Source organism: Deinococcus hopiensis KR-140 (assembly GCF_900176165.1).
GTDB classification, from domain to species: domain Bacteria; phylum Deinococcota; class Deinococci; order Deinococcales; family Deinococcaceae; genus Deinococcus; species Deinococcus hopiensis.
Genome location: NZ_FWWU01000009.1, coordinates 985,388 through 1,011,946 on the forward strand (window position 1 = coordinate 985,388; position 26,559 = coordinate 1,011,946).

21 protein-coding genes are annotated in these 26,559 nt (G+C 67.1%); 10 read left to right on the top strand and 11 right to left on the bottom strand.

Features of this window, described 5'->3' with window-relative positions:
• Nucleotides 1-121: 121 nt before the first annotated feature.
• A complete protein-coding gene (locus tag B9A95_RS18390; protein ID WP_170928706.1) occupies nucleotides 122-1,321 on the top strand; it encodes a multidrug effflux MFS transporter in 1,200 nt (399 codons plus the stop codon).
• A 231-nt stretch (nucleotides 1,322-1,552) separates the two neighbouring features.
• On the opposite strand, the gene B9A95_RS18395 is transcribed toward B9A95_RS18390, so the two are convergent.
• From B9A95_RS18395 to B9A95_RS18420, 6 genes are all read right to left on the bottom strand, one after another.
• A complete protein-coding gene (locus B9A95_RS18395; protein WP_084048619.1) occupies nucleotides 1,553-2,233 on the bottom strand; it encodes a Bax inhibitor-1/YccA family protein in 681 nt (226 codons plus the stop codon).
• 832 nt (nucleotides 2,234-3,065) lie between these two features.
• Nucleotides 3,066-5,912 (bottom strand): malto-oligosyltrehalose synthase, encoded by a 2,847-nt coding sequence (gene treY, locus B9A95_RS18400; RefSeq protein WP_084048620.1) that lies wholly within the window; start codon nucleotides 5,910-5,912, stop codon nucleotides 3,066-3,068.
• A complete protein-coding gene (gene treZ, locus B9A95_RS18405) occupies nucleotides 5,909-7,759 on the bottom strand; it encodes a malto-oligosyltrehalose trehalohydrolase (protein ID WP_084048621.1) in 1,851 nt (616 codons plus the stop codon). The genes treY and treZ overlap by 4 nt, the downstream gene beginning before the upstream one ends.
• Before the next feature lie 205 nt (nucleotides 7,760-7,964).
• Nucleotides 7,965-10,142 (bottom strand): glycogen debranching protein GlgX, encoded by a 2,178-nt coding sequence (gene glgX / locus B9A95_RS18410; protein WP_084048622.1) that lies wholly within the window; start codon nucleotides 10,140-10,142, stop codon nucleotides 7,965-7,967.
• 217 nt (nucleotides 10,143-10,359) lie between these two features.
• Complete coding sequence (locus B9A95_RS18415; protein ID WP_084048623.1) at nucleotides 10,360-11,136, bottom strand: hypothetical protein; 777 nt, start codon at nucleotides 11,134-11,136, stop codon at nucleotides 10,360-10,362.
• A gap of 96 nt (nucleotides 11,137-11,232) precedes the next feature.
• Nucleotides 11,233-12,207 (bottom strand): ABC transporter substrate-binding protein, encoded by a 975-nt coding sequence (locus tag B9A95_RS18420; RefSeq protein ID WP_084048624.1) that lies wholly within the window; start codon nucleotides 12,205-12,207, stop codon nucleotides 11,233-11,235.
• 88 nt (nucleotides 12,208-12,295) lie between these two features.
• Between B9A95_RS18420 and B9A95_RS18425 the strand changes: the two genes are divergently transcribed.
• On the top strand, nucleotides 12,296-12,586 hold the full coding sequence (locus tag B9A95_RS18425) for a hypothetical protein (protein WP_139806877.1): 291 nt from the start codon (nucleotides 12,296-12,298) through the stop codon (nucleotides 12,584-12,586).
• A 579-nt stretch (nucleotides 12,587-13,165) separates the two neighbouring features.
• Here the strand turns inward: B9A95_RS18425 and B9A95_RS18430 are convergent.
• Nucleotides 13,166-13,663 carry a DinB family protein gene (locus tag B9A95_RS18430; RefSeq protein WP_212648346.1) on the bottom strand — a complete coding sequence of 166 codons (498 nt, stop codon included), beginning with the start codon at nucleotides 13,661-13,663 and terminating at the stop codon, nucleotides 13,166-13,168.
• Between the two features lie 86 nt (nucleotides 13,664-13,749).
• Here B9A95_RS18430 and B9A95_RS18435 point away from each other — a divergent pair, with 86 nt between their 5' ends.
• On the top strand, nucleotides 13,750-16,890 hold the full coding sequence (locus B9A95_RS18435; RefSeq protein ID WP_084048626.1) for a DEAD/DEAH box helicase: 3,141 nt from the start codon (nucleotides 13,750-13,752) through the stop codon (nucleotides 16,888-16,890).
• Between the two features lie 74 nt (nucleotides 16,891-16,964).
• Nucleotides 16,965-17,237: a hypothetical protein gene (locus tag B9A95_RS18440; RefSeq protein WP_084048627.1), complete on the top strand. Its 273-nt coding sequence runs from the start codon at nucleotides 16,965-16,967 to the stop codon at nucleotides 17,235-17,237.
• A 1,234-nt stretch (nucleotides 17,238-18,471) separates the two neighbouring features.
• Here B9A95_RS18440 and B9A95_RS18445 read toward each other — a convergent pair.
• The gene (locus B9A95_RS18445) at nucleotides 18,472-19,464 is read right to left on the bottom strand and encodes a LacI family DNA-binding transcriptional regulator (RefSeq protein WP_084048628.1); all 993 of its coding nucleotides are present in this window, start codon (nucleotides 19,462-19,464) and stop codon (nucleotides 18,472-18,474) included.
• 205 nt (nucleotides 19,465-19,669) lie between these two features.
• Here B9A95_RS18445 and B9A95_RS18450 point away from each other — a divergent pair, with 205 nt between their 5' ends.
• Genes B9A95_RS18450 through B9A95_RS18460 form a run of 3 tightly spaced genes read left to right on the top strand, consistent with a single transcriptional unit; the run spans nucleotide 19,670 to nucleotide 21,652 of the window.
• Nucleotides 19,670-20,158 (top strand): copper chaperone PCu(A)C, encoded by a 489-nt coding sequence (locus B9A95_RS18450; RefSeq protein ID WP_084048629.1) that lies wholly within the window; start codon nucleotides 19,670-19,672, stop codon nucleotides 20,156-20,158.
• Nucleotides 20,159-20,180: 22 nt separating this feature from the next.
• Nucleotides 20,181-20,837, top strand: a complete 657-nt coding sequence (locus tag B9A95_RS18455; RefSeq protein WP_084048630.1) for an SCO family protein — start codon at nucleotides 20,181-20,183, stop codon at nucleotides 20,835-20,837.
• Nucleotides 20,834-21,652 carry a cytochrome c oxidase assembly protein gene (locus tag B9A95_RS18460; protein WP_084048631.1) on the top strand — a complete coding sequence of 273 codons (819 nt, stop codon included), beginning with the start codon at nucleotides 20,834-20,836 and terminating at the stop codon, nucleotides 21,650-21,652. The genes B9A95_RS18455 and B9A95_RS18460 overlap by 4 nt, the downstream gene beginning before the upstream one ends.
• Nucleotides 21,653-21,883: 231 nt before the next feature.
• Here the strand turns inward: B9A95_RS18460 and hisD are convergent, their stop codons facing one another.
• The 3 genes from hisD to B9A95_RS18475 are packed head-to-tail and all read right to left on the bottom strand — an operon-like array spanning nucleotide 21,884 to nucleotide 25,101.
• On the bottom strand, nucleotides 21,884-23,263 hold the full coding sequence (hisD, locus tag B9A95_RS18465; RefSeq protein ID WP_084048632.1) for a histidinol dehydrogenase: 1,380 nt from the start codon (nucleotides 23,261-23,263) through the stop codon (nucleotides 21,884-21,886).
• A 39-nt stretch (nucleotides 23,264-23,302) separates the two neighbouring features.
• Entirely contained in the window at nucleotides 23,303-23,941 is a 639-nt protein-coding gene (locus B9A95_RS18470) for a DUF3108 domain-containing protein (protein ID WP_084048633.1), read from the bottom strand.
• A complete protein-coding gene (locus B9A95_RS18475; protein ID WP_084048634.1) occupies nucleotides 23,938-25,101 on the bottom strand; it encodes a phosphopentomutase in 1,164 nt (387 codons plus the stop codon). The genes B9A95_RS18470 and B9A95_RS18475 overlap by 4 nt, the downstream gene beginning before the upstream one ends.
• Nucleotides 25,102-25,316: 215 nt before the next feature.
• Between B9A95_RS18475 and B9A95_RS35555 the strand changes: the two genes are divergently transcribed.
• From B9A95_RS35555 to B9A95_RS35565, 3 genes are read left to right on the top strand one after another with little or no spacing between them, the layout of a single operon-like run.
• Nucleotides 25,317-25,580: a hypothetical protein gene (locus tag B9A95_RS35555; RefSeq protein ID WP_245808374.1), complete on the top strand. Its 264-nt coding sequence runs from the start codon at nucleotides 25,317-25,319 to the stop codon at nucleotides 25,578-25,580.
• Between the two features lie 3 nt (nucleotides 25,581-25,583).
• On the top strand, nucleotides 25,584-25,955 hold the full coding sequence (locus tag B9A95_RS35560; protein WP_245808375.1) for a cation:proton antiporter domain-containing protein: 372 nt from the start codon (nucleotides 25,584-25,586) through the stop codon (nucleotides 25,953-25,955).
• 39 nt (nucleotides 25,956-25,994) lie between these two features.
• Entirely contained in the window at nucleotides 25,995-26,516 is a 522-nt protein-coding gene (locus B9A95_RS35565) for a cation:proton antiporter (RefSeq protein ID WP_245808376.1), read from the top strand.
• Nucleotides 26,517-26,559: the final 43 nt, after the last annotated feature.

The following is a 26,559-nucleotide window of genomic DNA, read 5'->3' on the forward strand; positions in this document are numbered from 1 at the left end:
AGGGCCTCTTTTCTGTGGACACAAGAGGCCAGATGGCCTACTTTGATTTATAAAGCGGTGTGTGGTTCAATGGATGGATGTTCCGCTTCCTGATTCCGTCTCTGCCGCTGGAGGTTTGCCCGTGACGGCCCTCGCCGCTGGGAGCCGCGCGCCCTCGCTGGGCTTCACGCTCGTGCTGGGCATGATTATGGCCGTTGGCCCCCTGACCATTGACCTGTATCTGCCCGCCTTTCCCGCCATTGCCCGGGACCTTGCCGCCACCGAGGGCCAGGTGCAGTACACGCTGGCAGTTTACCTGTTCGGCATGGCGCTGGGTCAGGCTATTTATGGCCCTATCACCGATAAATATGGGCGGCGTGCGCCCCTGCTGGGCGGACTGCTGCTGTACGTGCTGGGGGCGATGCTGTGTGCCCTTGCGCCCAGCATCGGCCTGCTGATTCTGGGGCGCATGATTCAGGCGCTGGGTGGTGCGGCGGGAGCCGTCGTTGTCAGTGCCGTTGTCCGGGACCGCTACGAGGGGCGGGCGGCAGCCAGCCTCTTTTCCACCCTGATGCTGGTGATGGGCGTCGCCCCGGCCATTGCCCCTACCCTGGGCACCTGGATTCTGAACCTGCTGAACTGGCGGGCCATGTTCATCGTGCTGGCCGGGTACGGACTGCTGGCACTGCTGCTCACGGCCCTGCGTCTGCCCGAGACGCATCCGGTGGCTGCCCGCGCCGGAATGCGTCTGCGTGACACGGCGGGCGTGTACGCGGGGCTGGTGCGTCGGCGGCAGTTCATCGCCTACGCGCTGGCAGGCGGGTTCTCGTTCGGAGCCATGTTCGCCTACATCACCGGCTCGCCCTTCCTGTTTTTGCAAGAGCTGCACGCCACACCCGGGCTCTACGCCCTGCTGTTCGGCGTGAATGCGGCGGGGCTGGTGGCGGCCTCCCAGGTCAACCGCGCGCTGCTGCGCCGCTTCGAGCCCGGCCAGATTGCCCGGTGGGCAGGACGCGCGGTGCTGCTGATTGGCGGGTTGCTGCTGGCGGGCGCGTTGCTGGCCGTGCTGAGCATTCCGCTTGTCGCCACGCTGTTTTTCGCCCTGCTGTGCAGCACCGGCCTGCTGTTTCCCAACAACGCCGCCCTGGCCCTGTCGAGCGTGACCCAGCGGGTGGGCAGTGCCAGCGCCCTCAACGGCACCCTGCAATCGGCCTTGGGCGCACTCTCGGGCACGCTGGTGGGAGCCTTGGGCGGCGGAAGCTCGGCAATCATGGCCGTGATCTTCGGCTATGGACTGTGCGTGGTGCTGTGCCATGCGGTGGCGCGCCGGGCAGGGGACTGATAAGGATGCGGCTTGATCGGTGATGAAATAACGGATGAAGCCGGGTGGAGCGGGCAGGAAAAACGGTGACGCAGAGGCGTGGATTCACCGAAGCGGTCGGAACGGATGCTCCGGAAACCGTATGGGACGAGGGGAAGTGAAGAGGGCCGGGGCAACCCCCCGGCCCTCTTCACTTGTCTCCTTCTGCGCTTGGATTGAGTCGTTTGCGAAGTGCTTCAATCCGAGTGCGGCTCAGTTCCGGCTGCTGCCGCTGAAGAGCCGCAGGATAAACAGGAACATGTTCACGAAATCCAGGTACAGCGCCAGCGCCCCGTTGATCGCGGCACGCTCGGCCATTTCGCCCTGTACGCCGCTCAGCGCAAGATTGCGTAGCATCTGGGTGTCGTAGGCAGTGAGGCCCGCGAAGAGCAGCACACCCACGGTACTGATGCCGAAGGTGAGGGCGCTGCTCACCACAAACAAGTTGACGAGGGTGGCGATGATCAGGCCGATCAGGGCGAAGAGGAAGAAGCGCCCCATGGCGCTGAGGTCGCGCTTGATGGTAAATCCCGCAATGCTCATGGCCCCGAAGGTGCCCGCCGTGGTCAGGAAGGCGGCGGTGACGGCGCTGGGGCTGAAGGCGTACAGCAGGCTGCTGAACGTCAGTCCTGTCAGCGCGGCGTAGGCGATAAAGAGCAAACCGGCGACGGCGCTGTTCAGCCGCTGTGCTGCCAGACTGAGGGTAAAGACGATGGCGAGTTGCGCCAGCAGCAGCGGCATTCGCAAGTCCATCACCTGATAGGCGAGTTCCTGGTTTTGCGCGGTCAGGTAAGCGACGCCCGCCGTCAGCGCCAGCCCGGCGGCCATCCACGAGTACGTCCGCGCCATGAAGGTGCGAACCAGGTTTTCCGTTCGGGTTGCAGTTAGTTGCATACGTCTGTCCATACGGGGAAAAGGAGAGAAAGGTTCCCGGCAATGCCCTTGGCTGTTGGCCTGCAGCCGGAATCCCCATAAACGCCTGTCCGGAGGTTTTTTTGAGGGGTGCGGGTTTGCACCAGAGCAGGAGGCAGGCCTTCCACTGGGCAACGGTCTTGACGCTTCTCCCGGCGCACCTGAGGCGAGTGGGCCAAGCGCCCGCCCACCACCGCCGTGGGTGGGCGTTGCGGATCACCAGGAGCAGGAATGGGCTGCCCTGCCCACGATGTGCGCGGCCAGGCCCTTCATTCACGGCCAAGGAACGACACGCGGGCCGGACCCGCGGTCGGGCAGCGCCGAGGGCGTCCAGGAGCACCGTGCTGTCATGGCGCCAGTCGCCATACAGCGCAGCTGAGCGTGCAGTGCCTGTGGCGCCGGGGGGAAGCGTGCGCGCCCCCGGCTTTGCCCCGGTTGGTGGGGTTGCTGCCCAGGGCTTCCGGCGCACCAGCCCCCTTTCTCCCAGCGGGGCTTTGAGCATGCGGCTTGCTCCCAGTGCCAGGCCGCACTCCCGCGCGCATTCGTGTGCCACCACGGCGCACAACCGTTCGTGGACAGTGGATTCCGGGCCGTCTCCCAGGCGGGGGCACGCTCCACTGGCTGCCAGTTCGGGCCAGCCCGCTGCCCCCCCCGCTCTTATTCAGGGCTTGACCGATCACCAGCAGAGGGGCTGGGCGCCTCCAGAGCCCTTCCGGTACCTCCCACACCGTGGTCATTGACCTTAGATGGGCCCGAGTCGTCCACTCGCCCTCCCCCGACCAGCGGCTTCTGGAGACGCTCTACGCGCCAAGGGCTAGCGGTTCCTCACCAGCAGGGCCAGCGGGAACTCCTCCAGCACCTTCGCCACCGGCACCTTCTCGCCCCGGAAGCGGAAGGTTTCGCCCGTCAAGACGTTCTCGTAGGTTCCGGCGCGCGGCAGGGTCAGCTGCCGGTTGCCCCAGGTTTCGCCCAGCGCCCAAGGCGTGCGCTCGCGGGTAAGGGTGCAGGTAAAGCGGGGGGCGACGGTCACGGCCACTTTGCCCTCATGCTCTCGGGCGAAGGAGACGAGGTATTTCCCGGCCTCCAGCGGGTGGTAGGTGCCCAGGCGGAAGAGGTCTGGCTCGGCGGCGCGGGCTTGCAGGATGGCCCAGGTAACCAGCAGCTTCACGCCGCCGTCCTCGTAGCGGGCCAGCAGTTCGCGGGCGAGTCGCAGGCGGTCCTCGTTCCAGCGCTTCTCGATGCGGGAAAGAAGCCGGGTGCGCCACGCGTAATCCACCGGGCGGCGGTTGTCGGGGTCCACCAGACTCTGGTTCCAGCCTTCCGTGCCCTGGTAGGTGTCGGGGACGCCAGGGGCCGTCAGGCGGATCAGCGCCGCCGAGAGCCCATTTTGCGCGCCGTACGGGCTGATGCGGGCGTGCAGTTCGCGCAGGCCCCCGGAGAAGCGCTCGTGGTCCAACAGCCCGCGCACCATGCCTTCCAGCGCCGCCTCGTAATCGGGGTCGCCCGAAGCCCAGCTCGTCCGCAGTTTGGCCTCGCGGGCGGCCTTGAGCAGGTAGGCGCTGAGGCGGTCGGCGAAGTCGTCCATCTTGCCGTCGAGCGGGTAGGCCCCCAGGGCGTTCTGGAAAAGGGCGTAGGCGTCGAGCGCCGTGGGTGCCAGCCCGAGGTCTGAGGTCCGTTGCAGGCCGTGCAGCAGGGGCAGCCACGTGCTGAGGTACGCTGCCCAGGTCTGCGGAATTTCGGAAAGCACGCTGATGCGGGCGCGGGTGTCCTCGCCGCGCTTGGTGTCGTGGGTGCTCAGGCCCAGCATGGCGGCGGGCCAGCGTTCGGCCCGCTTTCGAGCTTCAGCGTGAAAACTCTTCAGCGGGGTGCCGAAATGGGCCGGATCACCGCCCACCTCGTTTAGCGACACCAGGCGCACGTAACGGTAAAAGGCCGTGTCCTCCGCCCCCTTGGCCGTCACGGGGCCGGTCAGCTGCTGGAACTTGAGGGCGAATTCAGCGTAGCGTTCGCGGGTGGCCTCGTCCGGCGCGTCCAGCTTCAGCACCGCTTCCAGAAAGTCGAAGAGGCTGGGGTCGAGTTCGGTCCGGCTCTGCGCCTTCGCGTCGCGGATGGCCTGCTCGATCTTGGCGTTGTCGCCTGGTTCTCGTGCGCCGTCCGCACGGACATAGGTGCGGTACACCGGAAAAACGGCGATGACCTGCCGGATCGCTTCGCGCAGCGCGGAGAGGGTAAAGTCCTGAGAACGCAGGTCTGCCTCCGCGATGCGCTCCAGGTGCTCTGCCAGCACGTTGACCTCGCCGGGCAGCGAGGCGCGCTGAATCAGCAGTTTGCCCCGGTACAGGTGCTGGGAGTACGGCTCGCGGTCTCCGGTGAAACGCCGGTAGATGGCGGTGACCTCCTCCTCGTTGGTGCTGTCCACGAACAGACCGTTCAGCTGCGCGAGAAAATCGTACCCGGTGGTGCCGTGAATGGCCCAGTCTTCGGGCAGTTGCTCGCCGGGTTCCAGAATCTTCTCGGCCACCACGTAGAGGGGCAGTTCATCCGCCGTCTCTTGCCGTCCCAGCGCGTGCGCCGCACTCTCCTGCAACGCGCGGAAGTAGCCCGCCGGATCGAAGAGGCCGTCGGTGTGGTCCAGGCGCACCCCCTGAACCACACCGTCGCCGATCAGGTGCAGCAGTTTGGAGTGTGCCCAGGCAAAAACGCGTGGGTCTTCCATCCGCAGGGCGGCCAGGTCATTGATGTCGAAAAAGCGGCGGTAGTTGATCTGCTCGGCAGCCACCCGCCAGGAGGCCAGGCGGTAGTTCTGCTCCTGAATCAGGCTGTCCAGGCGGGCAGAGTTGGCGTTCACCGCTTCCACCAGCTTGTCCAGCGCCCCTGTGAGGCGTGGAGACGCTTCCAACAGCCGCGTGAAGCGGCGGGTGATGACTTCAGATTCCTGCGCGCGGGCCAGGCGGTCGTCGTCGGTCAGATGCCCGCTCGTGCTGCGCGGCAGGTGTTCGGCAGCGCGGGCCACCGAGGCGAGTTCAGCCCGGGTATCTGGGTCCAGCTTCGCCCCAATTTCCCCTGCCAGCGCGGTGAGCAGTGGCCCCAGCGAGCGCGGCGAGACGGGCAGGCGGCGCTCCCAGTAGGTCAGGAAGAAGTGCCCCCCTTCCCGGTTCAGGTGCAGTTCGCCCCGCTCCAGAATCCGCCCGTACTGATCGCCCAGCACGGGAAGCAGCACCTTGTTCTCCAGCGCCCGCTTGAGGGGCTGCCACGAGATGTCGAAAAAGTGCGCGTAGCGGCTGGCCTGCCCGTGGGTCAGCACGTCTTCCCAGTAGGGGTTGTGGCCCCCCTGGATGCCCATATGGTTGGGCACGAAGTCCACCAGAATCCCGAGTTCCAGTTCCCGCGCCCTGGCCGAGAATCGCCGCAGCCCGCCTTCGCCGCCCAGTTCAGGGTTGACGCGGACATGGTCCGTCACGTCGTAGCCGTGGGTGGAGCCGGGAGCGCTCGTCCAGATGGGCGAGAGGTACACGTCGGTCACGCCGAGGCGCTTCAGGTAGGGCAGCACCCGCCGAGCCGCCGCAAAGTCGAAGTCGCGGTGCAGTTGCAGGCGGTAGGTGGACGACGGGGTGTGGGTGGTGGGGAGTGTGGGGGAGATGGAGGCCACCAGCTCGCTCATACTCCCGACCCTAACAATGCGGCCTCGCCGGGTGCCAACACCTTCTCTTCACGGCCCTCGGAATGCCGCAGCACCGAGGGCGGCAGCGTAAAGGAGAGCGACAGACGTTCGGGGTCTGCGGTTTCCTGCCCCAGGTTCCACAGCAGCACGCGCTCGCCGTCCGCCCCCAGATGGCGGACCCACAGCACGTCTCCGGCATTCCCGGCTTGGATGTTCTTGCGCGTGCGGTGGCGCAACACAGGGTCTTCACGCCGCAGCCTCAGCAGCTCGCGGTACAGGGTGAGCGTGACCGCGTGTTCGCCCCCTTCACGCTCGGCCCAGTTCAGTTTGGCCATCTCGAAGGTGGCGTCCTCCTGGGGATCGAGCACCTCGCCCGCCGAGAACGACTCGAAGTAGCTGAATTCCTTCTTGCGGCCTTCCGAGACTGCCCGGCCCAGTTCTCCGTGGTGGTCACTGAAAAAGGGAAAGGGCGAGGACGCCGCCCACTCCTGGCCCTGAAACAGCAGGGGCGTTGTGGGCAGGGTCAGGAGTAGCGTGGAGGCCCCCCGAAAGGCGGCGGGCGAGACGTGCGCGAGGTGGTGCATCCGGTCCCCCACAGCCCGGTTGCCGATCTGGTCGTGGTTCTGAATGCAGTACACGAAGCTGGGGGCGTTTAGGGCGTCCGCCGGTTCACCCCGGTGGTGGCCGTCGAGCGGCCAGGGCTGGCCCTCGAAGACCCAGCCCCGGTTAATGACGTGGGCGAGCGCCGCAGCTCCCCCCATAAAGGGAGCGTAATAGCCCTCGCGCTCGCCTGTCAGCGTCACGCGGACCTCATGGTGAAAGTCGTCAACCCACAGGCCGTCCAGGCCGTCTTCGGTCACCAGGCGGGGCAGGTTGCGGTGGTCCTCGGCCACGAGCAGGTGGTGGCCGCCCAGGGCGTGAACCTCCTGCGCCAGTTCCCGCAGGATGTGGACGGGACTGTCGTCCTGCATCTCGGCGGTGGCGTCCAGCCGCAGGCCGTCGAAGCGGTAGTCGCGCAGCCACATGCGGGCGTTTTCGGTGATGAGGCGGCGCATATGGGGCTCGGCGTAATCCAGCCCCGCACCCCAGGGGGTATGAAAGCGCCCGGTGAAGTACGAGGGACTGTAGGCCCCCAGGTAGTTGCCGTCCGGCCCAAAGTGGTTGTACACGGCGTCCAGAAACACCGCCAGGCCGTGGCCGTGCGCGGCATCGATAAAGGCCATGAGGTCTTCTGGGCGGCCGTAGGGGGCAAAGGGCGCGTACAGGGCCACGCCGTCATAGCCCCAGCCGCGCTGACCCGGAAAGGCCGCCAGCGGCATCAGCTCGATGGCGGTTACGCCCAGGGCGGCGAGTTCGGGCAGCTTCTCCATTGCCGCCCGGTAGGTGCCCTCCGGCGTGAAGGTGCCCACGTGCAGCTCGTAGAACACGCACCCAGAAAGTTCCAGGCCGCGCCAGTCCGAATGCGCCCAGCGGTAGCCGTGCAGGTCCACCACCTCGGCCTCGCCGTGGACGCCGTCCGGCAGAAAGCGGGCGTAGGGGTCAGGGCGGGGTTCACCGTCGAGCACAAAGAGGTAACGCGCGCCGGCCCCCACGGGCAGCCTGGCTTCAAAGAGGCCGTTTCCGAGCGACTCCATGGTGTGGTTCTGGCCGTTGACCCGGACGTCAACGGTCTGCGCTGCGGTGCTCCACGCCCGGAAGACGGTGCTCGACGCGCCCGGTTGGAGGTGGGCGCCCAATGAGGGACCGGAGGAAACGGTGGAGGCAGAAAAGGAGGCCGGATCAGGGCCAGGATCGGAAATGGCGTTCGGGCCGGCCGGAGCCGGGCCGGAAGCGGAAGTATGGGTCATGGGGTACTCCTTCCATGCGGCGCGCCCGCAAGGGGCAGCGGCGGGTGGGTCAGGCTACGTGAGGAGAGGCGCTCCTCCGGTGAGAGGAACCTCAAGGTTCGGCCGTACGTGCCCAGGGGCCACCAGAGAGAAGAAGAAGAGAGGCATAAAAAAGCAGAGGGCCGGGAGGAGCGTTCTGCCCTCAGCCCGGCCCGGTGACCCGGCTTTAGGCCTTGGCTTCGCCGCCGCCGTCCTCTGTCCTCGCGCACGAGTAGAGCTTGACGCTGCGGGCCCTGAGGACCGTTTCCTCACCCGCCTTGATCTGCTCCTCGGCGTGGTCGTCGCTGGTGTCCACCAGGAGCCGCCAACCACCGCAGCCGCCGAGCTCGGGCAGGCGGAAGGGCAGGTCCACGTGCGAGGCCGAGAGCATCAGCAGCAGGTGATCGTCCACCAGCCGCCGGCCCTCGGCGTCCATGTCGTCCAGGCCGTCGCCGTCGAGGAAAATACCCAGCGATTGGGTCTGGGGATTGTTCCAGTCGGCGTCGCTCATCTCGGCTCCGTCGTACCGGAGCCACACGATGTCGCGCACGTCCTCGCCGCGAATGGTGCGCCCCGAGAAGAACTTGCGGCGGTGCAGCGACGGGTGGGCCTTGCGCAGGGCGATCACCTTGCGCGTAAAGGCGAGGAGCTCGGCGTCCACGTTCCCCCAGTCGTACCAGCTGATCTGATTGTCCTGACAGTAAGCGTTGTTGTTGCCCTTCTGGGTACGTCCCATCTCGTCGCCGCCCAGCACCATCGGTGTGCCCTGCCCCAGGAGCAGCGTCGCCAGGAAATTGCGCTGCTGCTGAGCGCGCAGTTTGCCCACCGCCAGATCGTCCGTCTCGCCCTCCACCCCGCAGTTCCAGGTGATGTTGTGGTTGTGGCCGTCCTGGTTGTTCTCGCCGTTGGCCTCGTTGTGCTTGTGCTCGTAGGTCACCGAGTCGCGCAGGGTAAAGCCGTCGTGGGCCGTCACGAAGTTGATGGAGGCGTAAGGCTTGCGTCCGTCGCGCTGGTACAGGTCGCTGCTGCCGGTCAGGCGGTAGCCGATTTCGGAGGCCAGCCCACCCTCACCCTTCCAGAAGGCGCGCATATCGTCGCGGTAGATGCCGTTCCATTCGGCCCAGTTCACCGGGAAGTTGCCCACCTGGTAACCGCCCTCGCCCACGTCCCAGGGCTCGGCGATGAGCTTGACCTGACTGATGACCGGGTCTTGGTGAATGATGGTAAAAAAGCCGGACAGCTGATCCACCTCGTGCAGCCCGCGCGCCAGCGTGGAGGCGAGGTCAAAGCGGAAGCCGTCCACGTGCATTTCCGTGACCCAGTAGCGCAGCGAGTCCATGATCAGCTGCAGCGTCTGCGGGTGCCGCACATTCAGGCTGTTGCCCGTGCCGGTGTAATCGAAGTAGAAGCGCGGGTTGTCAGCCACCAGGCGGTAGTAGGTGGGATTGTCGATGCCCTTGAAGCCCATTGTGGGCCCCATGTGGTTGCCTTCCGCCGTGTGGTTGTACACCACATCCAGGATTACTTCAATCCCCGCGTCGTGCAGGGCGCGGACCATGTTCTTGAACTCGGGCACCGCGCCCGCCGGGTCACCCCGCCGCGCCGCCGCCGAGTAGCGCACGTCGGGCGCGAAGAAGTTCAGGGTGGAGTAGCCCCAGTAGTTGCTCAGGCCCTTGTCCAGCAAAAAGGGATCGTCCACATGTTGATGCACCGGCAGGAACTCGATGGCCGTGATGCCCAGTTCGCGCAGGTACGTCAAGACGGGCTCGGTGGCGATGCCCGCGTAGGTGCCCCGCAGCGCCTCGGGCACGTCCGGATGGGTCATGGTCAGGCCCTTGACGTGCGCCTCGTAAATCACCGACTGGTGAAAGGGCACCTTCGGCTTGCGGTCCCCCACCCAGTTGAACAGCGGATCGATCACGATACCCAGGGGTGCGCCGCGTTGTTCCTCTTGCTGCATCACCCGGTCGTCACCGCCCGGCACATAACCGAAGACGCCGCGGTCCAGCTGCTCGGTGCCGTCCAGCGCCTTGGCGTAGGGGTCTGAGAGCACCACGTTGGGGTTGAAGCGCAGGCCCTTTTCCGGCGCGTACTCGCCGTGAACACGGTATCCGTAGCGTTGACCAGGGCCGACGCTGGGCAGATACCCGTGCCACACGAAGGCCGTCTGCTCGCGCAGGGGATAGCGCGTTTCTGCGCCCGCCTCGTCGAACAGGCACAGCTCCACGCCGAAAGCGTTTTCGGAGTACAGGGCGAAGTTGGTGCCTTTGCCGTCCCACACCGCTCCCAGTGGGTAGGGGCTACCGGGCAGGACGCGGGGGGAATCGGTTGGGGAAGCGGGGGAAAGGCGGTCTGGGGTCGTCATGGCGTTCTCCACGGGCACGGGGCCCGTCGCGGGTGGACTGGAAATGAGACACGAGAAGGCGGCGGCTTCGGGGCCTGCTGGTACTCAACCCGTGAAGTCACCGCCCGTAGGTGGAAACGTTACCATGCCCCTCTCATCAGGCGGAGACCCGGCCTCACAGTCCGCCCGCCTCCACCCGGACTCTTAAGAGGCGGCAAAGCGGGTGGGACTTCGGGGCTCAGAAACCCAGCTGGGTGCGGGGCTTTTGCAGCTGCCCCAGCCGTTCGGGCGTCCACAGCTCGTAGGTGTACATGGGGTATTGCCGCTTGAAACGCCCCACCCGGTCCCAGACTTCGCGCGACTCGAAAGGCACCACCAGAATCAGCCGGATCACGCTGTCCTCGGCGTCATAGATGTAGAAGTCGAAATAAAAGGATTGTTCGGTGCCACGCTCAGTGAACAGTGGAAAGGGAAAGGCCCGGTAGCGCCACGCCTTGTTTCGCTCCGTCAGAATCTGTGCCGCCACCCGCTTGAGGTTGCTGTCGGGAAAGGTCAGCCCCTCGCCGTCGCGGTCCCGAAACACCTTGCCCGGGTCCGGCGCGTCGAGCTGCACCCGCTTGAGTTCGGGCAGAGGCTTTTTCTTGTCCACTCGGGGCGGGGCTTTGCGGTCCGTGCTCGATCTGCCTGCGCCGAAGCGGAAGGTCCCGGCCCCCCCGCCCCCACTGCGTCCCTCGCCCTCGCCGGCTTTGCGCCGTGCGGGGTTGCCCTCGCCGCTCCGCGACCCGCCACCTCCCCGCGCACCGCTTCCAGTCTGCCCAGTTTTTGCCGTTCCGGTACGGGCGGGCCCCGTCTTGCCCTGTTCTGCCGCCTTGCCGCGCTCGGAACGCTCGCCTTCCCCTCCCGAGCCGCGCGGTTCGCGCACCGGACGCGTGCCCTCGCGCGTGATGCCGCCGCGTCCCTGCGCGACGTTGCGCTTGGGTGGGCGGCCTCTTGAGCCTTTTTTGGGTCCTGTCATGGGAGGTAGTGTAGCGGTCAGTTGCCAGCGGCCAGCAACCAGCAAGGCAAAAGCCCCAGCGCGGGGCCAGGGCTGCTCCAGGCAAAAGGCCAGGGGCTACTTGGCCAGCCCCCGCACCACGCTCAGGTCCACGAACCTATTCAGGTCAGGCACGTCGCGCGCAAAGCCAGCCTCCTTGTTGAGCTCGGCGTACTCCGCCAGGGTTTTGAGGTTGATGTCCCAGGTGACCCGGGTGCGGGCGAGGGCCCTGAACAGTTCGGCCGTGTTGGGGCGTTTGCCGGTAAAGGCGGCGATCTGGTCTGCGATGGCCTTTTGCGCGCCCGCGTTGCTGGAGGCGATGAACTTGATGGCGGCGAGGTGACCGCGCAGCAGGTCTTTCACCGCTTCCGGGTTCTGCGCGGCGTACTTGGTGTTCACCACGAGCACCGTGGTGGTGTAGTTGCCCCCCGCCCAGATGGCCTTTTCGTTGGCGATCAGCCGCGCGCCCTGCGTTTCCATCACCGCACCCCAGGGTTCTTGCACGAGGGCGGCGTCCACCTGCTTGCCCGCGAAGGCGGCAGGCATGTTGGCCGGATCGATGGGCACGATGGTGACGGTGCCGCCCTCGTCGGTGGCCTTGAGGCCGTTCTCGTGCAGCAGGTGGCGCAGGCTGATGTCCTGGGTGGAGCCGCGCGTGGGTACGGCCACCTTCTTGCCGCCCAGGCCCTTGACGTTCCGCACCCCCGCGTCCTTACGGGCCACGAGCACCGCGCCCGCGTTCGCCGCACCCGCGTACACCTGAATGGGCACGCCACGCATAAATGCGTTCATGGCCGGGCCAGGCCCGACGTAGGCGGCGTCGATCGCGCCCGCCGCAAAGGCTTCGTTGATCTGCGAGCCGTTGGCAAATTCCTTGACCACCAGCTTGACGCCGCCGAGTTCCTTCTGAAACAGGCCGCGCTGCACACCTATCAGGCCCGCAGCGTGGGTGATGTTGGGGAACACACCGAGCCTCAATTCTCGGGCCTGCTGCGCCTGCGCGCTGCCCAGCGCCACGGTGAGAGACAGGAGAGAAAACAAAGTCCACTTCATAAAACAAAGCATAGCAGTTCAGTTGAGAAAGATTGTCAACTTATCCGTCCACCCAGCAGATCGTGTGCTCGGTCCCTTCCCTGGAGCCGTGAAGCGCCTCGCGCTCCTGCTCTCTCTGACCGCCCTCCCCGCGAGCGCTGCGCCCACCTCCTTTGCGTACCGCACCTTTCACTCCGTTGGCGCCGGCCGGGGGCAGGAGATTGACGTGTCCTGCGTCACCTCCCGTCCCAGCGCGTCGGGCCGGCTGTACGGACTGGAATGGTGGGCGGCGCGCGGTGAAGCCACGCCCAGCGCCTTTACCGGGCCCAACACCCGGCAAACGGGGGTGCTGCTGACGGGGTGGGAGGGGCAGCGCTCGCGGGGAGGGCCTGCGGACTGAATAGACCGGCAGAATGTGGCAGGCGAAGGCTTCTGCTGTTCTCCGGAGGGACGAACGCGGCGGGCGGCCGCCACAGCGGCGGTAAGGGCCCCGGCCACCGCTTCCGGGTGGGTGTGGGGAACGGCGCTGGACCGCCGTGCCTGCTCGCTTCACCACCCGCGCCGTGTCCGCGGCAAAAAAGGCTCCGAGGGGTCCTGCGCGGCATGGCGGAGCGGTAAGCCCCTGTTTGCCAAGGGCGTTTCCCACGGTGGCCCACCAGTCCGCCGCGTCACGCAATTGACGCGGCGCGCGTTGCCTGGACCGACCACGACCGCGTGAGGGACCGAAACGCTCGCTCCGTGGGCTTGCAAAGCGGCGACGACGGACAGGAGCATCTCGGTGTCGCCGGTCCAGGACCACGGCCCTGGAGGGACACGCCTGCTGGCGAGGGCCTCCTCGAATTCTCCCAGCAGGAAGCGCTCCGAAGGCGGTCGCCCACGCTCCGTCCCCGGAGAGGCAGCGCGCGGGAGAGGGCCTGCACACCGTTTCTGGACATTTCGCCCAGTGGAGTAGGGATGGCGGCTGCGTCTCCGGCGCCCCTTACGCCCCACCCAGCATCTTTCTGCGCAGTGCCAGTTGCCCCACGTGATAGGCGTTGTGGTCCGCGAGGAGCAAGAACCCGCGCAGCCAAGTCTGTCCGCCGCCACCCTCGCCCGTTCCGTTCGGCACCACCGCGAGGAGGTCCACCGCCGGGTCGTCCAGCAGGGCCAGCACTTCCCCAAAGTCATGCCAGAACGCGTGCACCTCCGCTTCCCAGTCCTGCGCCGCGTCCTCTGCCGGCCAGTAGTCGGCGGGCCAGCGCGGTTCAGCGTACGCCCCATCCCGCACGAAATTCAGAATGTCGCGCTGGGTGAAACGCAGGTGCCACAGCAGTTCCCAGGCGGAAGAGGGAACGCCCTGGACGCGGGTATGGCGGTGCTCCTCGGGAAAGTCATTCAGCACCGCGTCCAGAGTGAGGTGCGCCTGCGGCAGGGTCAGCAGGGCCCGGACGTGGGCGCGCAGGGCGGCGTCGGCTTCGGGCGTCATGCCGGTGGTCATGGGAGGACTGTACTCCACACCAAACCCTGAACCGACGGCGAACAAGCTGCCGTTTCCCCTTCACCTCTCCCGCGTACAATCTTCCGGTGACGGTCGCCGCCCCCAACCTCTCCAAACTGCTTCAGGCCGCGCCTGTCGGAAACGTGCTGCTGCTGCCCCAGGTGGCCCGCGCGGCCCTGTTTGCCGCCCACCCCGGCCCCACCCTGCTGCTCACCACACCGGACCGGGTGGCCTCCTACGCCTCGGCGGGCGCGCTGGGTGCGCCGGTCACGGTCAATCCCGGCCTGCGCGACTGGGACACCCGGCACGAACACGTTGTGCTGGACGTGAACACGGCCCTGGACCTGTTCCCCGCACACCCGGAAGAACACGCCCTGACCCTGCTGGTGGGCCGCAACGTTCCACGCGAGGAACTGCTCTCCCGCCTGGAGCGCCTGGGCTACGAGCGCCTGGACGATCCCGAGGACGACGAGGCCGGGTACACGCTGCGCGGCGACACGTTGGAACTGCACCTTCAACCCGGCTCGGGCGTCCCCGAAGGCGAGGAGGCCCTGCGAATCCGGGCCGAGTTTTTCGGTGACGAACTCGACACCCTGCGCCGCCTCGCGCCCGGGGACCTGAAGGGCGAGAAGATAGAGCGCTTCACCCTCGAACCCACCGCCGACTACCTGACGGCCACGAAGTGGGACGCCACCCGTCTGGAGCTGCTGCCGGGCCGCGTGTTTCTGGACGCTCCCGAGTTCTACGCCTCGGCCCTCGGGCCGCTGGCCGACACGTTGTGGCCCCGATTGCGTGGGCGGGAAGTGACCAGCTTTGGCCGCGCGCCGCTGGACCTTACCGACTTCGAGCTGGACCTTAAGGGTTTGCCCTTCTACCGCGCCCGGTTGTCGGACCTCGCGCGGGACGTGGAGGAGTGGCGGGAAGCCGAATACCGCGTCCTGATCCTCGTGCGCCATGACCGCACCGCCGCGTACCTGGCGGACAAGCTGCTGGGCACCCACGAGATTCCCTGGTTGAGCGTTCCCCGGGTGGAGGAAGGCGGCCTGGGTTTTCTGCGCGCCCAGGGTGAGGGCGGTTTCGTCATCCCCGAACACCGCATGGTGGTTCTGACCGAGGACCTGATCTACGGTTTTCAGGGTGGCTCGGCGCTGCGGGGCAAGAAGCTTGCGGGGAAACCGGTCACCGACGCGCTTGGCCTTCATGTGGGGGACTATCTGATTCATCCCGAACACGGCATCGGGCAGTTTCAGGGCCTGGAGACTCGGACCGTTCTGGGCGTGACGCGCGACTACCTCAACCTCGAATACCGGGGAGGTGCACGCCTCAGCGTGCCCATCGAGCAACTGCCCGTGCTGCGCCGCCATCCCGGCACCACTGACGACCCACCCGTGCTGTCGTCCTTCGACAAGAAGGACTGGGCCAAGGCCAAGGAAAAGGCCCGCAAGAACGCCGAGCAGGTGGCGGCCAAACTGCTCGTGCAGTACGCCGCGCGGCAGGTCACGCCGGGCAACAGCTTTCCCGCTCAGCCCGACTGGGACCAGCAGGTGGAGGCCAACTTTCAGTTTGAACTCACCCGCGATCAGCGCACGGCCCTCAAGGAAACGTTGAAGGACCTGGACAAGCCCAATCCGGCGGATCGCCTCATTTCCGGCGACGTGGGCTTCGGCAAGACGGAGGTGGCCCTGCGTGCCGCCCACCGCGTCGTCGGGCACGGCAAGCAGGTGGCGGTCCTCGTGCCCACCACGCTGCTGGCCGAGCAGCACACCTCCACCTTCGTGGAACGCTTCAAGAACCTGCCGGTGCGGGTGGAGGGCTTGTCCCGCTTTACCGGCGACAAGCAGGCCAAAGCCATCCTCGCCGATCTCGCGCGGGGCAAGGTGGACATCATCATCGGCACCCACCGACTGTTGAGCGGCGACATCCAGTTCAAGGACTTGGGCCTCATCATCGTGGACGAGGAGCACCGCTTCGGCGTGGGGCAGAAGGAAAAGCTGCGGGCCCTGCGCGGTCTGCCCGAAGTCCCCAAGGACGGCAAGATCGACATTCCCGAGGGCGTGAAGGCGGTGGACACCCTGGCCCTCTCGGCCACGCCCATTCCGCGCACCCTGTACATGAGCATGGTGGGCCTGCGCGACATGAGTTCCATCCAGACGCCGCCAAAGGGCCGCAAACCTATCCAGACCATCCTCGCACCCTTCGACCCGGTGACCGTGCGCGACGCGATCATCAGCGAGATCGAGCGCGGTGGCAAGGTCTTTTACATCCATGACCGTATCGCCTCTATCGGGGCGCGCAGCCTGTACCTGCGTAACCTGATTCCCGAGGCCCGCATCGGTGTGGCGCATGGCCGCATGAACGAGGAAGAACTCGAAGAGATCATGCTCGGCTTCGAGCAGGGGGCCTTCGACGTGCTGCTCTCCACCACCATCGTGGAGACGGGGCTGGACATTCCCGAGGCGAACACCATCCTGATTGAGCGGGCGGACCGGCTTGGCCTTGCGCAGCTCTACCAGCTACGGGGACGTGTGGGGCGGCGGCAGCAGACCGCCTACGCCTACCTCTTCTACCCACCGCGCATGACCGAGAACGCCCAGCGCCGGCTGTGGGCCATTGCCGATCTGCAAGACCTCGGCTCGGGGCACCTGCTCGCCGAGAAAGACATGGAGATTCGCGGGGTGGGCAACATCCTGGGCGAGGAGCAGCACGGGCACGTGCAGGCCGTGTCCATCGATGTGTATACGGAACTGCTCGCGCAGGCCGTCGCCCGCCTGAAAGGGGAGACGGTGGAGACGCCCGCCACGGTCTCGATCGACCTCCCCATCAACGCCCGCCTGACGCCCGAGTATTTCGAGCGCAACGAGGAGGAGCGCATCGCCACCTATGGCCGGTTGTCCGAGGCGCGCACTCTTCAGGCCATCAGCCGGGTGGAGCGTGACCTGCGCAAGAAGTACGGTCCACCCACGCCCGAAGTCCAGAACTTTATCGACCTTGCCAAGCTGCGCCTCACTGCCGTTGCCAAGCGCGCCCTGAGCATCGGCGAGACGATGACGCACCTTCAGGTGACGTTCGCCTACAAGACGCTCGATTACGACGCGCCGGGCCTGAAGCGCTACCCGCACAAGACCGAAGTGAGCACCTTCCCGCCTGGCGTCAAGCTGGAAAAACGCGGCATCAGGCCAGACGATTACGCGCGGACCTTGATCGATCTGCTGGGGTATTTCGGGTAACGGGCTCACGCAGCCCAGAGCTGGGAGGGCGCTTCTCCTTCGGACGTGTGCTACTGCGCTTCAGAGGAGGCGAGATGCGCCGGCCCGGTACCTGTGCCGAACTTCCCGCGTTCTACACCCCCTTCCCGTTCAGGCAGCGCCCTGATTGCGGCAAGGCGGAGGTGATCTACGCGCGCCGCGCACAGGTCTCCCGCATCTCTCAAGGAGCGCTGGAAAAGAGGGACCCGTTCTGGACGAGCACGAACACCGTGAAGGCCCGGGGTCAACCGCTCGCGGTGGTGTTTCCGGCCTTTGCAGTCGGTGGGGCAAGTTCAGCTCCGCCCATAGAGGTTCCGGCGAGTCCATGATGAAATAACGGGTTCACCCGAGCGGAGCAAGCAGGAAAAACGGTGGCGGAGAGGCGTGGAATCCCCGAACCCGAGGGCATGTAACGGACGTTCCGGAACCCGTTTCGGTGCCTTGGGCACCCTCCCCGCGCTGACCCCGCAGGTACGCGGAGGCCACCGGCGGCGTGCTCACGGCACTGGCGGGAGGAGGACAGCGCGCGGGGGCCGCTGGGGCGGTAAAAAGGCTTTGCCGAGCAGGTCACTGGCGCAAGCTTCAAAGACCGCCGCTCCAAAGCAGGCGGACAAAGATCACCCTCGCTGGACTGCAGCGCCGAAGGTGTGCTCCCCGCAAAGATTGAGGGCATCTGGCACCACCGGCAGGGGCAAACGACCCACAGCGGATACCAGTTTGCGGAAAGCTGGCCCCTGGCGCCGAAGGACGGCTGGCTTTACCAAGGCCTGCGCGCGCGCGCCTCCTTCGGATCTGGATGTGATGGTCTCCCGGAAGAACGCGCCGCAGCAGTGGCGGTGCTGGAAGCGTCAGGATCAGAACATGCTGGAGTAAGGTCTGAGAACATGTGTCAAGAAGTGGACTTCTTTTTGACCGGGCCCGGCGAGCGAAATGCGCATGGGGGAGAATGGGGCGCCGTGAGGGCTGCGCCTTCCACGCGCGGCGCAACTCGGACAACTGCGCGAAGAGCGGGGGGTGGAAGGCCTTTCGGGGAAAGTGCACCCTTGCAGCAAAGCCGGGTAAGCGCCTGAACATCACGGTGGAGCGCAGCTGCGGCCACGCCCCCGCTCGCGGCGGCTGTGGTGGTACGTCTCGACCGCCCTGAACGTCCTCTCCGGCGGGCACGTTGAGAAAGACGCCTTTGGCATTGGCGGTGCGGGCGTGGTCGTCACGCGGGTGTAGCGCGGGGGCCACGGCTGTCGCCGAAAAGGACGGCTGCTCGGGGAAGCAGCTCTTTCAGCGCTCAGGTAGCGGAGGGGGCATGGCAGGGGAAAGTTCGCGTTCCCAGAAGTGCGGCGCGGAATACCGAGGGACCGACGACCTGGACGGGCATACCGCAGAATTCCATGACGAGAATGGCCGGTGGAGCCCAGGCAGCTTTTTTCTGGAATACCGAGAAGAAAGGCGTGCTCATCGGAGGCGTGAGGTGCCTGCCGCCCTCGGACTGAACCCAGGTCGTCTGCGGACGAAGCGGTGCGGTACTGGCGCTCTCACCGCCACGTCTGGATCAGCGCTGCTCAGCCCTTACGCGCTCGTCCTTACCACCAGGCGGGGTTCGAAGCGGCGGGCGCGGGGCGGTCCCCGGTGGCCGCTCAGGCGGGTGAGCAGCAGCTGGGCCCCCTCGTAGCCCATCTGCTCGACGGGCTGGTGCAGGGTGGTCAGGCCCCGGGCGGCGGCCCAGGGCTGATCGTCAAAGCCGATCACATACACGTCCTTGCCTGGAGTCAGGCCCCGTGCCTGCACCTCGTCGAGGAGCACGCCCGCGAGTAGATCGGCGGAGGCAAAGACGGTGCAGGGAAACTCGGCTCCGTCCAGCAGGGCCGTCGCGACATTGCGGGCGGCCAGGGTATCGAAGCTGGAGGTGTACTCGGCCTTGACCTGGCGGCCCCCCGCCTGCACGGCCTCCATAAATCCGGCGCGGCGCTCCTCGAAGACGCGCGTGGTAAACAGCTGGTCCAGTTCGGTTTCCACCCAGATGGCGTGCAGGTTTCCGGGCAGGGTCACCGCGTATTCGCCGGCCATGCGCCCGCCCGTCACGTTGTCCATGTAGGCGCAGTCGGAGTCCTCGGCGTGGGCATCCACCAGGACCGTCGGCTGTTGGGTCCGCACCTGCCGCTCGGTGAGCAGCTGGGTGAGGTTGTACGTCGCCATAACCAGCCCGTCGGCCTGATACGCCAGCGTGTGCGAGCGCAGGTAGCGCTCCAGCCGGGAGCGGTCCAGCAGCGGAAAGATCGCCACGTCGTAGCGGGCTTCCTGAAAGGCGTGCTCCAGCCCGTCGAGCAGGCGCACGTAGAACTCGGTGGTCAGCACGGGCAACAGGACGCTGATGGTGTAGCTTTTGCCGCCCGCGATGCGCCGGGCGTGCGGGTTGGGGGTGTAGTCAAGGTCCGCGATGGCCTTTAAGACCGTCTCGCGGGTCACGCCCTTAACGGCCGCGTGGTTGTTCAGCACCCGGGAAACGGTGCCGACCCCCACTCCTGCCTGACGGGCGACATCCTGAATCGTGGGTTTGCGCATAGCTGCCCCCACCATACTCGCCCCGTGGAAGGCGTTCCACTTTGGGGCGGTCACCCATCCGGACAAGCACCGGGGGAGGAGCCGGGGGACAATTCGGCCCCGGCCTGCGCCTAGACTTTGGGCTGACTCGGTTTGGGTCCCGCCTGGTCCAGATCGGAGACCGGGAAGGTCCCGAACCCACCTCGAGGAGGCCGCACGCCCAGCCATGTCCAGACCCACCCCCCTGATTACCTCGATGGCCCTCGCGGCGGCCCTGTTGCCCGCTGTGGCGCAGCACACGGGCCATACCCCCCCAGCGCCGCCCAAACCCGCGTCCCCCGCCGCTCCGCTTTCCCTGACCGTACGCGGGGCGCGCGTGGTCGCTGTGCCTCCCGGCGTAACCGAGACGAGCGCTTTTATGACCCTGAAGAACACTGGAGCCGCCCCCGTGGTGCTGACCCGGGCGATGGGTGAGGTGGCGGGAAGCGCGATGCTCATGAGTACCCGGCGGGACGCGAAGGGCCTCACGGGAATGCGGATGGTGCCTACCCTGACTGTGCCAGGCCGGGGAACGCTGACCCTCAGCGAGAGTGGCGATCACGTTATGCTGATGGACCTGAAGCGGCCCCTCAAGGTGGGTGAAACGCTGCGCCTGCGGCTGGAGACGCTGGACGGCCACCGCCTGAACGTGCAGGCCGTGGTTCGCAAGCCCTGAATCCGGCTTCCGGAGGTACCCCGTGACTGACCTGCCCACTCCCACTTTCCTTCCAGCCCGGCCCTGGTACGTCTCGGCGTTGTGGGCGGCGCTGGCTGTGGTGCTGGTGCTGGGCGGGGCCTGGACCTTCGCCCGCCTGCGCAGTCCCTTTCCCTTTTACGGAACGGCCTACACGCCCGCCCGCACGGCCCAGTCCCTGACAGGCATCGACCAGAACGGCCGTCCCTGGGCCTTCCAGCCGGGGCAGACCGGAAAGGCCACCGCCCTCTTTTTCGGCTTCACCCACTGCGCCAACATCTGCCCGCTGACGCTGGCGTACCTCAACAAGGCGCGCTCGGCACTCCCGGAGGCCGAGCGGAGCAAGCTCGACATCGTGCTTGTCAGCGTGGACCCGGAACGTGATACGCCGGCCCGGCTGAAGGACTACGTGCAATTTTTCGGCAAGGGGGCTGGCGTGCGGATCCCTGAACCCGAACTCTCACGGGTGGCGCGGGCGTACGGCGTGGCGTACCAGAAGGCCGGTGTGACGGGGCCACAGACCTATCAGATCAATCACACCACCGCCTCGTACCTGATCGACGCTTCCGGCAAGTTGCGCGTGCTGTGGGACTACACGCAGCTGCCGCAGGTGGAGCGGGTGGTGCGCGACCTGCGCTTCGTTCTGGAGAACCCGTCGTGAGCGCTCCCCTCAACCTCAATCCCGGCCTGGGCGAATTGCTGGCCCTGCGCTTCGACGTGGGGGTATGGCTGCCCGTTCTGGTTGTGAGCGGCCTTTACCTGTGGCGCTACGCCCAGGTCAGGCGTACCCCCCAAGGGCAGGCCCGCTGGCCCATCTGGAAGGTGGTCCTCTTCCTGCTGGGCCTGGCGCTGCTGCTCCTCGCCACCCAGAGCCGGGCCGTAACGATGACCCGCAACAGCATGGCCCTGTACATGACACGCCTGATGGTGCTGGCCGAAGTCGTGCCGCCGCTGCTGGTGCTGGGTGTGTCCCGCGGTGTGGAGCTGGACCCGCGCGGCGCGCTGGGGCGGATGCTGGGCGTGCTGCTCGATCCCTGGGTGGCGCTGGCGGTGTGGGCCGCCGTCATCATCTTCTGGAACGTTCCCGCCGGGTTTAATGCGTCCGTCGTTACAAATACGGCTTCCGCGTTGCTGCCCGCGCTGTACCTGCTGAGTAGCCTGCTCGTGTGGAGCGTGGTGTTGCGGCCCCTGCCCGCCGTACAGCAGGCGCACATCGGCGCTCGCGGGTGGTTCGGACTGCTCGCAGCCCTACCGATGATGTCTGTGGCGGCCGTATGGCTGTATTCGCCGCAGGTGCTGTACACGCCTTACGCCTCTGCGCTGTGTTTGTGGAACCTGACGCCGCTGCAAAACCAGCAGATCAGCGGGTGGATCATGATGCTGGCGGGACTGCCGGCGATGGGGCTGGCGTTTATTCAGCTGATGGCGTGGTTGATTCGGCTGGCGGATGGAGAAGGGGCTTCGGCCGGGGAGTAGCTTGGGGGCTGGGGGTCTTGCTGCGGGTTGCCCCAGCCTCCATCCCCGGTAGGCAGGGCCCGTTGCGCTGGTGGGCGGGGGTTCTTTACGGCGCGCAACGTTTGATTTTGCGCTGTACCCATCTGGGCCACCGCCTCGCTTGCGCGGGCCGACGTGGCTGAGGAGCCGTCCGCCAGAGCCGTGGGAACGGCTGGGGCAGACGGCGAAGCTGTCCCTGCCTTCTCGCCTTCCCTACACCTCCCCGTCGACCGTTCCCCCCACCGCCTCCAGCGTTTCCTCCGGCCTCGCGTCCGGCACTTCAGGAAGTAGGCGGCTCTCGATGGCACGGGCGTGGGCTTCCAGGCCCTCGGCGCGGGCGAGGAGGGCAGCCGCGGGGCCGATGCGGCGCAGGGTGGCCTCGTTGACGCCCACCACCGAGATGATGTTCTGAAAGTCGCGCACGTTGACCGGGCTCATAAAGCGCGCGGTGCCGCCGGTGGGCATGACGTGGCTGGGACCGGCCACATAGTCGCCCAGGGCCTCCATGCTGGCCTCGCCCACAAAAACGCCCCCGGCGCGGCGCACCTGCCCCAGCAGGCTCCAGGGATCGCGGGTCAGCAGGCACAGGTGCTCGGGCGCGTACAGGTTGGCGAGGTCCAGGGCTTCGCCGAGGTCCGCCGCCAGGACCACCTTCATCCGCTCCGCCACGCTCTCGCGCGCCCAGGTGCGGTTGGGTTCGGGCAGGGCTTCGAGCTGTCCATTCAGCTGGTTTTGCACCTCCACCAGCAGGTCCTGGCTGGTGGACACGAGCACGGGCTCGGCCCCCAGGTGTTCGGCCTGGGCCAGCAGGTCGGCAGCCACGAAGCGGGGGGAAGCGCTGTCGTCGGCGACCACCAGGGTTTCCGTCGGACCGGGGAGGCTCTCGATCCCCGTCTGGCCGTACACCAGCCGCTTGGCGATCACGACGAACAGGTTTCCCGGCCCCGCGATCTTGTCCACGGCGGGCACAGTTTCCGTTCCGTAGGCCAGGGCGGCAATGGCCTGCGCGCCGCCTACCCGGAAGACCCGCTCAATGCCCACTTCCCGCGCGGCGACGAGAATGGCCGGGTTGACGCTGCCGTCCTTTGAGGGGGGCGTGGCGACGACGATCTCGGATACCCCCGCCACCTGCGCGGGCACCGCTGTGTGAATCAGGGTGCTGATGAGGGGCGCGAGGCCGCCGGGCACGTAGACGCCCACCCGTCCGAGCGGGCGCACGAGTTGACCGAGTGCTCCATCCGGCCCATGTTCCAGAAAGCCGTGGGCGGGCTGCTGCTGGTAGAAGGCGCGCACACGCCGAACTGCCAGGCGAACCGCGCCGTGCAGGGCAGGGTCAATCTGCGCCGCCTCAATCTCCTCGCGCGAGACTTCCAGCGACTGTGGGCGGATGCCGTCCAGCCGTCCAGTCCAGTCGCGCAGGGCCTCGTCACCCCGGGCCCTGACGTCGGCGAGAATGCGTTCCACCACCTGCGTGGGCGTGAGGCGTTCGCCGAACAGCGCCTCGTTGCGGTCCAGCACGTGACTGGGCACGGGAATCTCGTCGAAGGAACGGGTCAGGGCCGCGCGGGCGGCGTCACCTTGAAAGATTTGCATGGGATCTCCTCGAAAGCCTGAGGGCGAAAGGCCAACGGCTCAGCCCGAGCGCAAGCGGCGGCGGGTGGGCTGAGCCTTACGCGCAGGCAGCAGCGCGCCCTCGATGGGGCCGAAGTCGGTGGGCTGGATCAGGCGCAGCAGGCGGTGGGGCGGGGCCTGTTCCACATAGACGTAGGCTCCGCCGGGGCGTAGAAAGTAGGCGCGGGCCAGGTCCTCGCCCACCTCGGTGTCCGGGAGGCGCTGAATCAGGACGTGGCCGCCGGTCAGCTGGACCTGGCTGCGCTCCACGTCGCCCAGGGTTCTGAGGTACAGCAGCAGCGACACCGGATCGAAGTACTCGGTGGTGAGCGGCGCGCTGGCCTCGTCCTTGCCCTGACGCAGCGTGACCAGCCCGGCGCGGCGGTCGAACGTCACCTCGAAGCTGGCCTTGCCGCGTCCGTCGCCCTCGGTGTAGTGCAGCGAGCTGAGGTGGCGGGGATGCAGCCGACTGGTCTGCACCCGCCGCAGCTCGGGAAGCACGCCGCCGAAATCGGTCTGTACCCGCGCCACCACCGCGCTGCGTTCGGGGTGCAGGGTCCACACCTGCTGCCCCGCGTAGCGCCCGCCCAGCGTCAGGGTGAGTGTAAAGGCCTCGGGCAGGGTCAGAAAGTCCGCGCCGTTTCCGTCCGGGCCAGTCATTTCAGCTGCGGCCAGAAGCTCTCCCCCGGCCCGTCCCAGCCCGCACCCAGGGCTTCGGCGGCGGTGGCCCCCAGGTCCGCGAAGGTGACCCGCTCGCCCAGGTCCACCGCCGCGATGCCAGGACGGTAGGCCAGCAGCAGGCCATGTTCGCGGGTGTGGTCCGTGCCGTGCCAGGTGGGATCGTTGCCGTGGTCCGAGACGATGATCAGCGCTCCCCCTTGCGGCACCGCCGCCAGCAGTTCCGGCAGGGCCGCGTCAAACTCGGCGAGCGCCCCGCTATACCCAGCAGGATCGCGACGGTGGCCGAATTTGGCATCGAAGTCCACCAGATTGGTAAAGATCAGCCCGTCCCCGCCCGCCCGCATCCGCGCCAGGGTCTTCCCAATTCCGTCCGCGTTGTTGTCGGTGTGAATCTCCTCGGTGAAGCCCTGGTGGTCATAGATATCGGGAATCTTGCCGATGCCGACCACGTCCCGGCCCGCCTCTTTCAGGGCGTCCAGCACGGTGTGCGGTGGAGTCAGCGAGAAGTCCTTGCGGTGTTCATTGGCCCGTTCGAAGGGGAATTCGCCCCGGAAGGGCCGGGCGATCACGCGGGCCACGGCAAACTCACCCTGCAAAATCTCGCGGGCGGCGCGGCACCACTCGTAGAGCGTTTCCAGCGCCACCAGGTCCTCATGCGCGGCGATCTGGAAGACGGAGTCGGCGCTGGTGTACACGATGGGGAAGCCGGTGCGGCGGTGTTCCTCGCCGTAGTCGCGGATCACGTCGGTGCCGCTGTACGGCCTGTTGCACAGGTGGCCCCGGCCCGTGGCGGCGTCGAAGCGCTCCATCACGGCCGGGGGAAAGCCTTCGGGGAAGACCTGGAAGGCGTGCTGAAGCTGCACGCCCATAAATTCCCAGTGACCGGTGCTCGTGTCCTTGCCGGGGCTCACCTCGCGCATCCGGCCGAACGCACCCTGAACGTCACCCGCCGGAATGCTCTGGGGCGAGGTCTGTACCGTGGGAATACGCCCCAGGCCCAGGCGCGCGAGATTCGGCAGGGTCTGTGGGGCCACTTCCAGCGTGTGGTTGAGGGTGTGTGCGCCCACGTCGCCAAATTGGGCGGCGTCGGGCAATTCGCCCACCCCCACGGAATCGAGCACGATGATGTTCAGGAGCATGGCGCCCAGTCTACGGCGCAGGTGGGCGAAGACGCACAGAACCCTGCAGGGCTGAGTGCAGGGGGGGGAGGGCGCTGGGGCCGGATGCACTGGCGGCACAATCCTGATCCACCTGACGGGTGCCGGCGACCATACGCAGAACTGGAGGAGGCTGCGCGCAGCCTCCTCCGTTTTCGTTTTCTCGCCCCGTTTTCGCTTCGAAGGAGGGGGTGTTCGTGAAACTCCTCGATCTCTTCACGCTGCTCGTTGCCGCCGCCCTCGCCTTTCTCAAGGCCCAGTTCCCGAAGCTCCCGGCCTCCATCGGGGCAACCCTGGGCGGGGCGCCCGTCAGTCTGGCGCTTCTGGTTCTGGTGACGCGCCAGGTGCCGCTGGCCGTCCGGGCTGTGGACCTGGTGCGTGAGGTCGACTTCGCGTTTCAGGGCGTGCTGCCGTTCCTGCTGTTTGCCGGGGCGCTGGGGCTCAACTCACACGCGCGCTGAAAATTGCGCGGTCCGGCGCTGGCCTTCGCGCTGCTGTCCACGGGCCTCTCCACCGGACTCGCGGGGGTAGGCGTGATGGGTCTGCTCCACCTCTTCGGGCTGCTGGTTCCCCGGATCTCCGGCCTGCTGTGCGGCGCGCTGATCAGTTCCACCGGTCCGGTGGCTGTGCTGGGCACGCTCAAACAGACGCGGGTGCCCCGGCGCACCGAGACGGTGGTGGCGTGCGAAAGTCTGTTCAACGACGGGGTGGCCTTTGCGGTGCTGGCGGGGATTCAGGACATGGGGATGGTCCGCAAACGGACGCGGGGAGCGTGCTGGCCTTCTTGCTGCGCGGGGCGCTGGGGGCCTTCGGCGACGTCGCCCTTCGTGCGGTGAACGACTTCGTGTTGGAGGACTCCCAACACGCTGGGAGTCGTGCTGGCCGGCACGGCCACCGCGTCCCACCTGCACGTCTCCGCGTCCCTGGTTGCGGTGGCCGCTGGTCTGCCCATCGGTTCCCTGGCGGGGCGCCTGCCCGCCGCGCTGTCCTGCTGCTGGGAATTCGGCGGCTTCTGGCGTCTGGCCGACGAACTGCTCCGTATCTTTCTGTTCGCGCTGCTGGCGCGTAAGGGGGTGGCCGTGCCCGTCCGCGCGTCCCCGTTGCCGCTGGGTCTGCTGACCGTGCCGCCACCGCCGCTGATCTGCGCCCTCAGCGTGCAGGTGCCTGTGCGGCTGTTGCGCCGACACAACTTCTCGCCCTACACCCGCCGCCTGATGGTCTGGGGTGGTCTGCGCTGCGGTGGGCCATCAGCGTGGCGCTGGCCTTTTACGGTACCCACCGGTGCGGAGCGTGACCTTTTGCTGGCGATGACCCACCTGGTGGTGTTCAGCATTGCGGTGCAGGGACCGACGGTAGGGCGGCTGGCAGAGCGGGCGGGACAGGCGACCGAGGCCTGAGGCCTGTCCCGCCCGCTCTGCGCCTTTCCTCACCGCCGTTCAC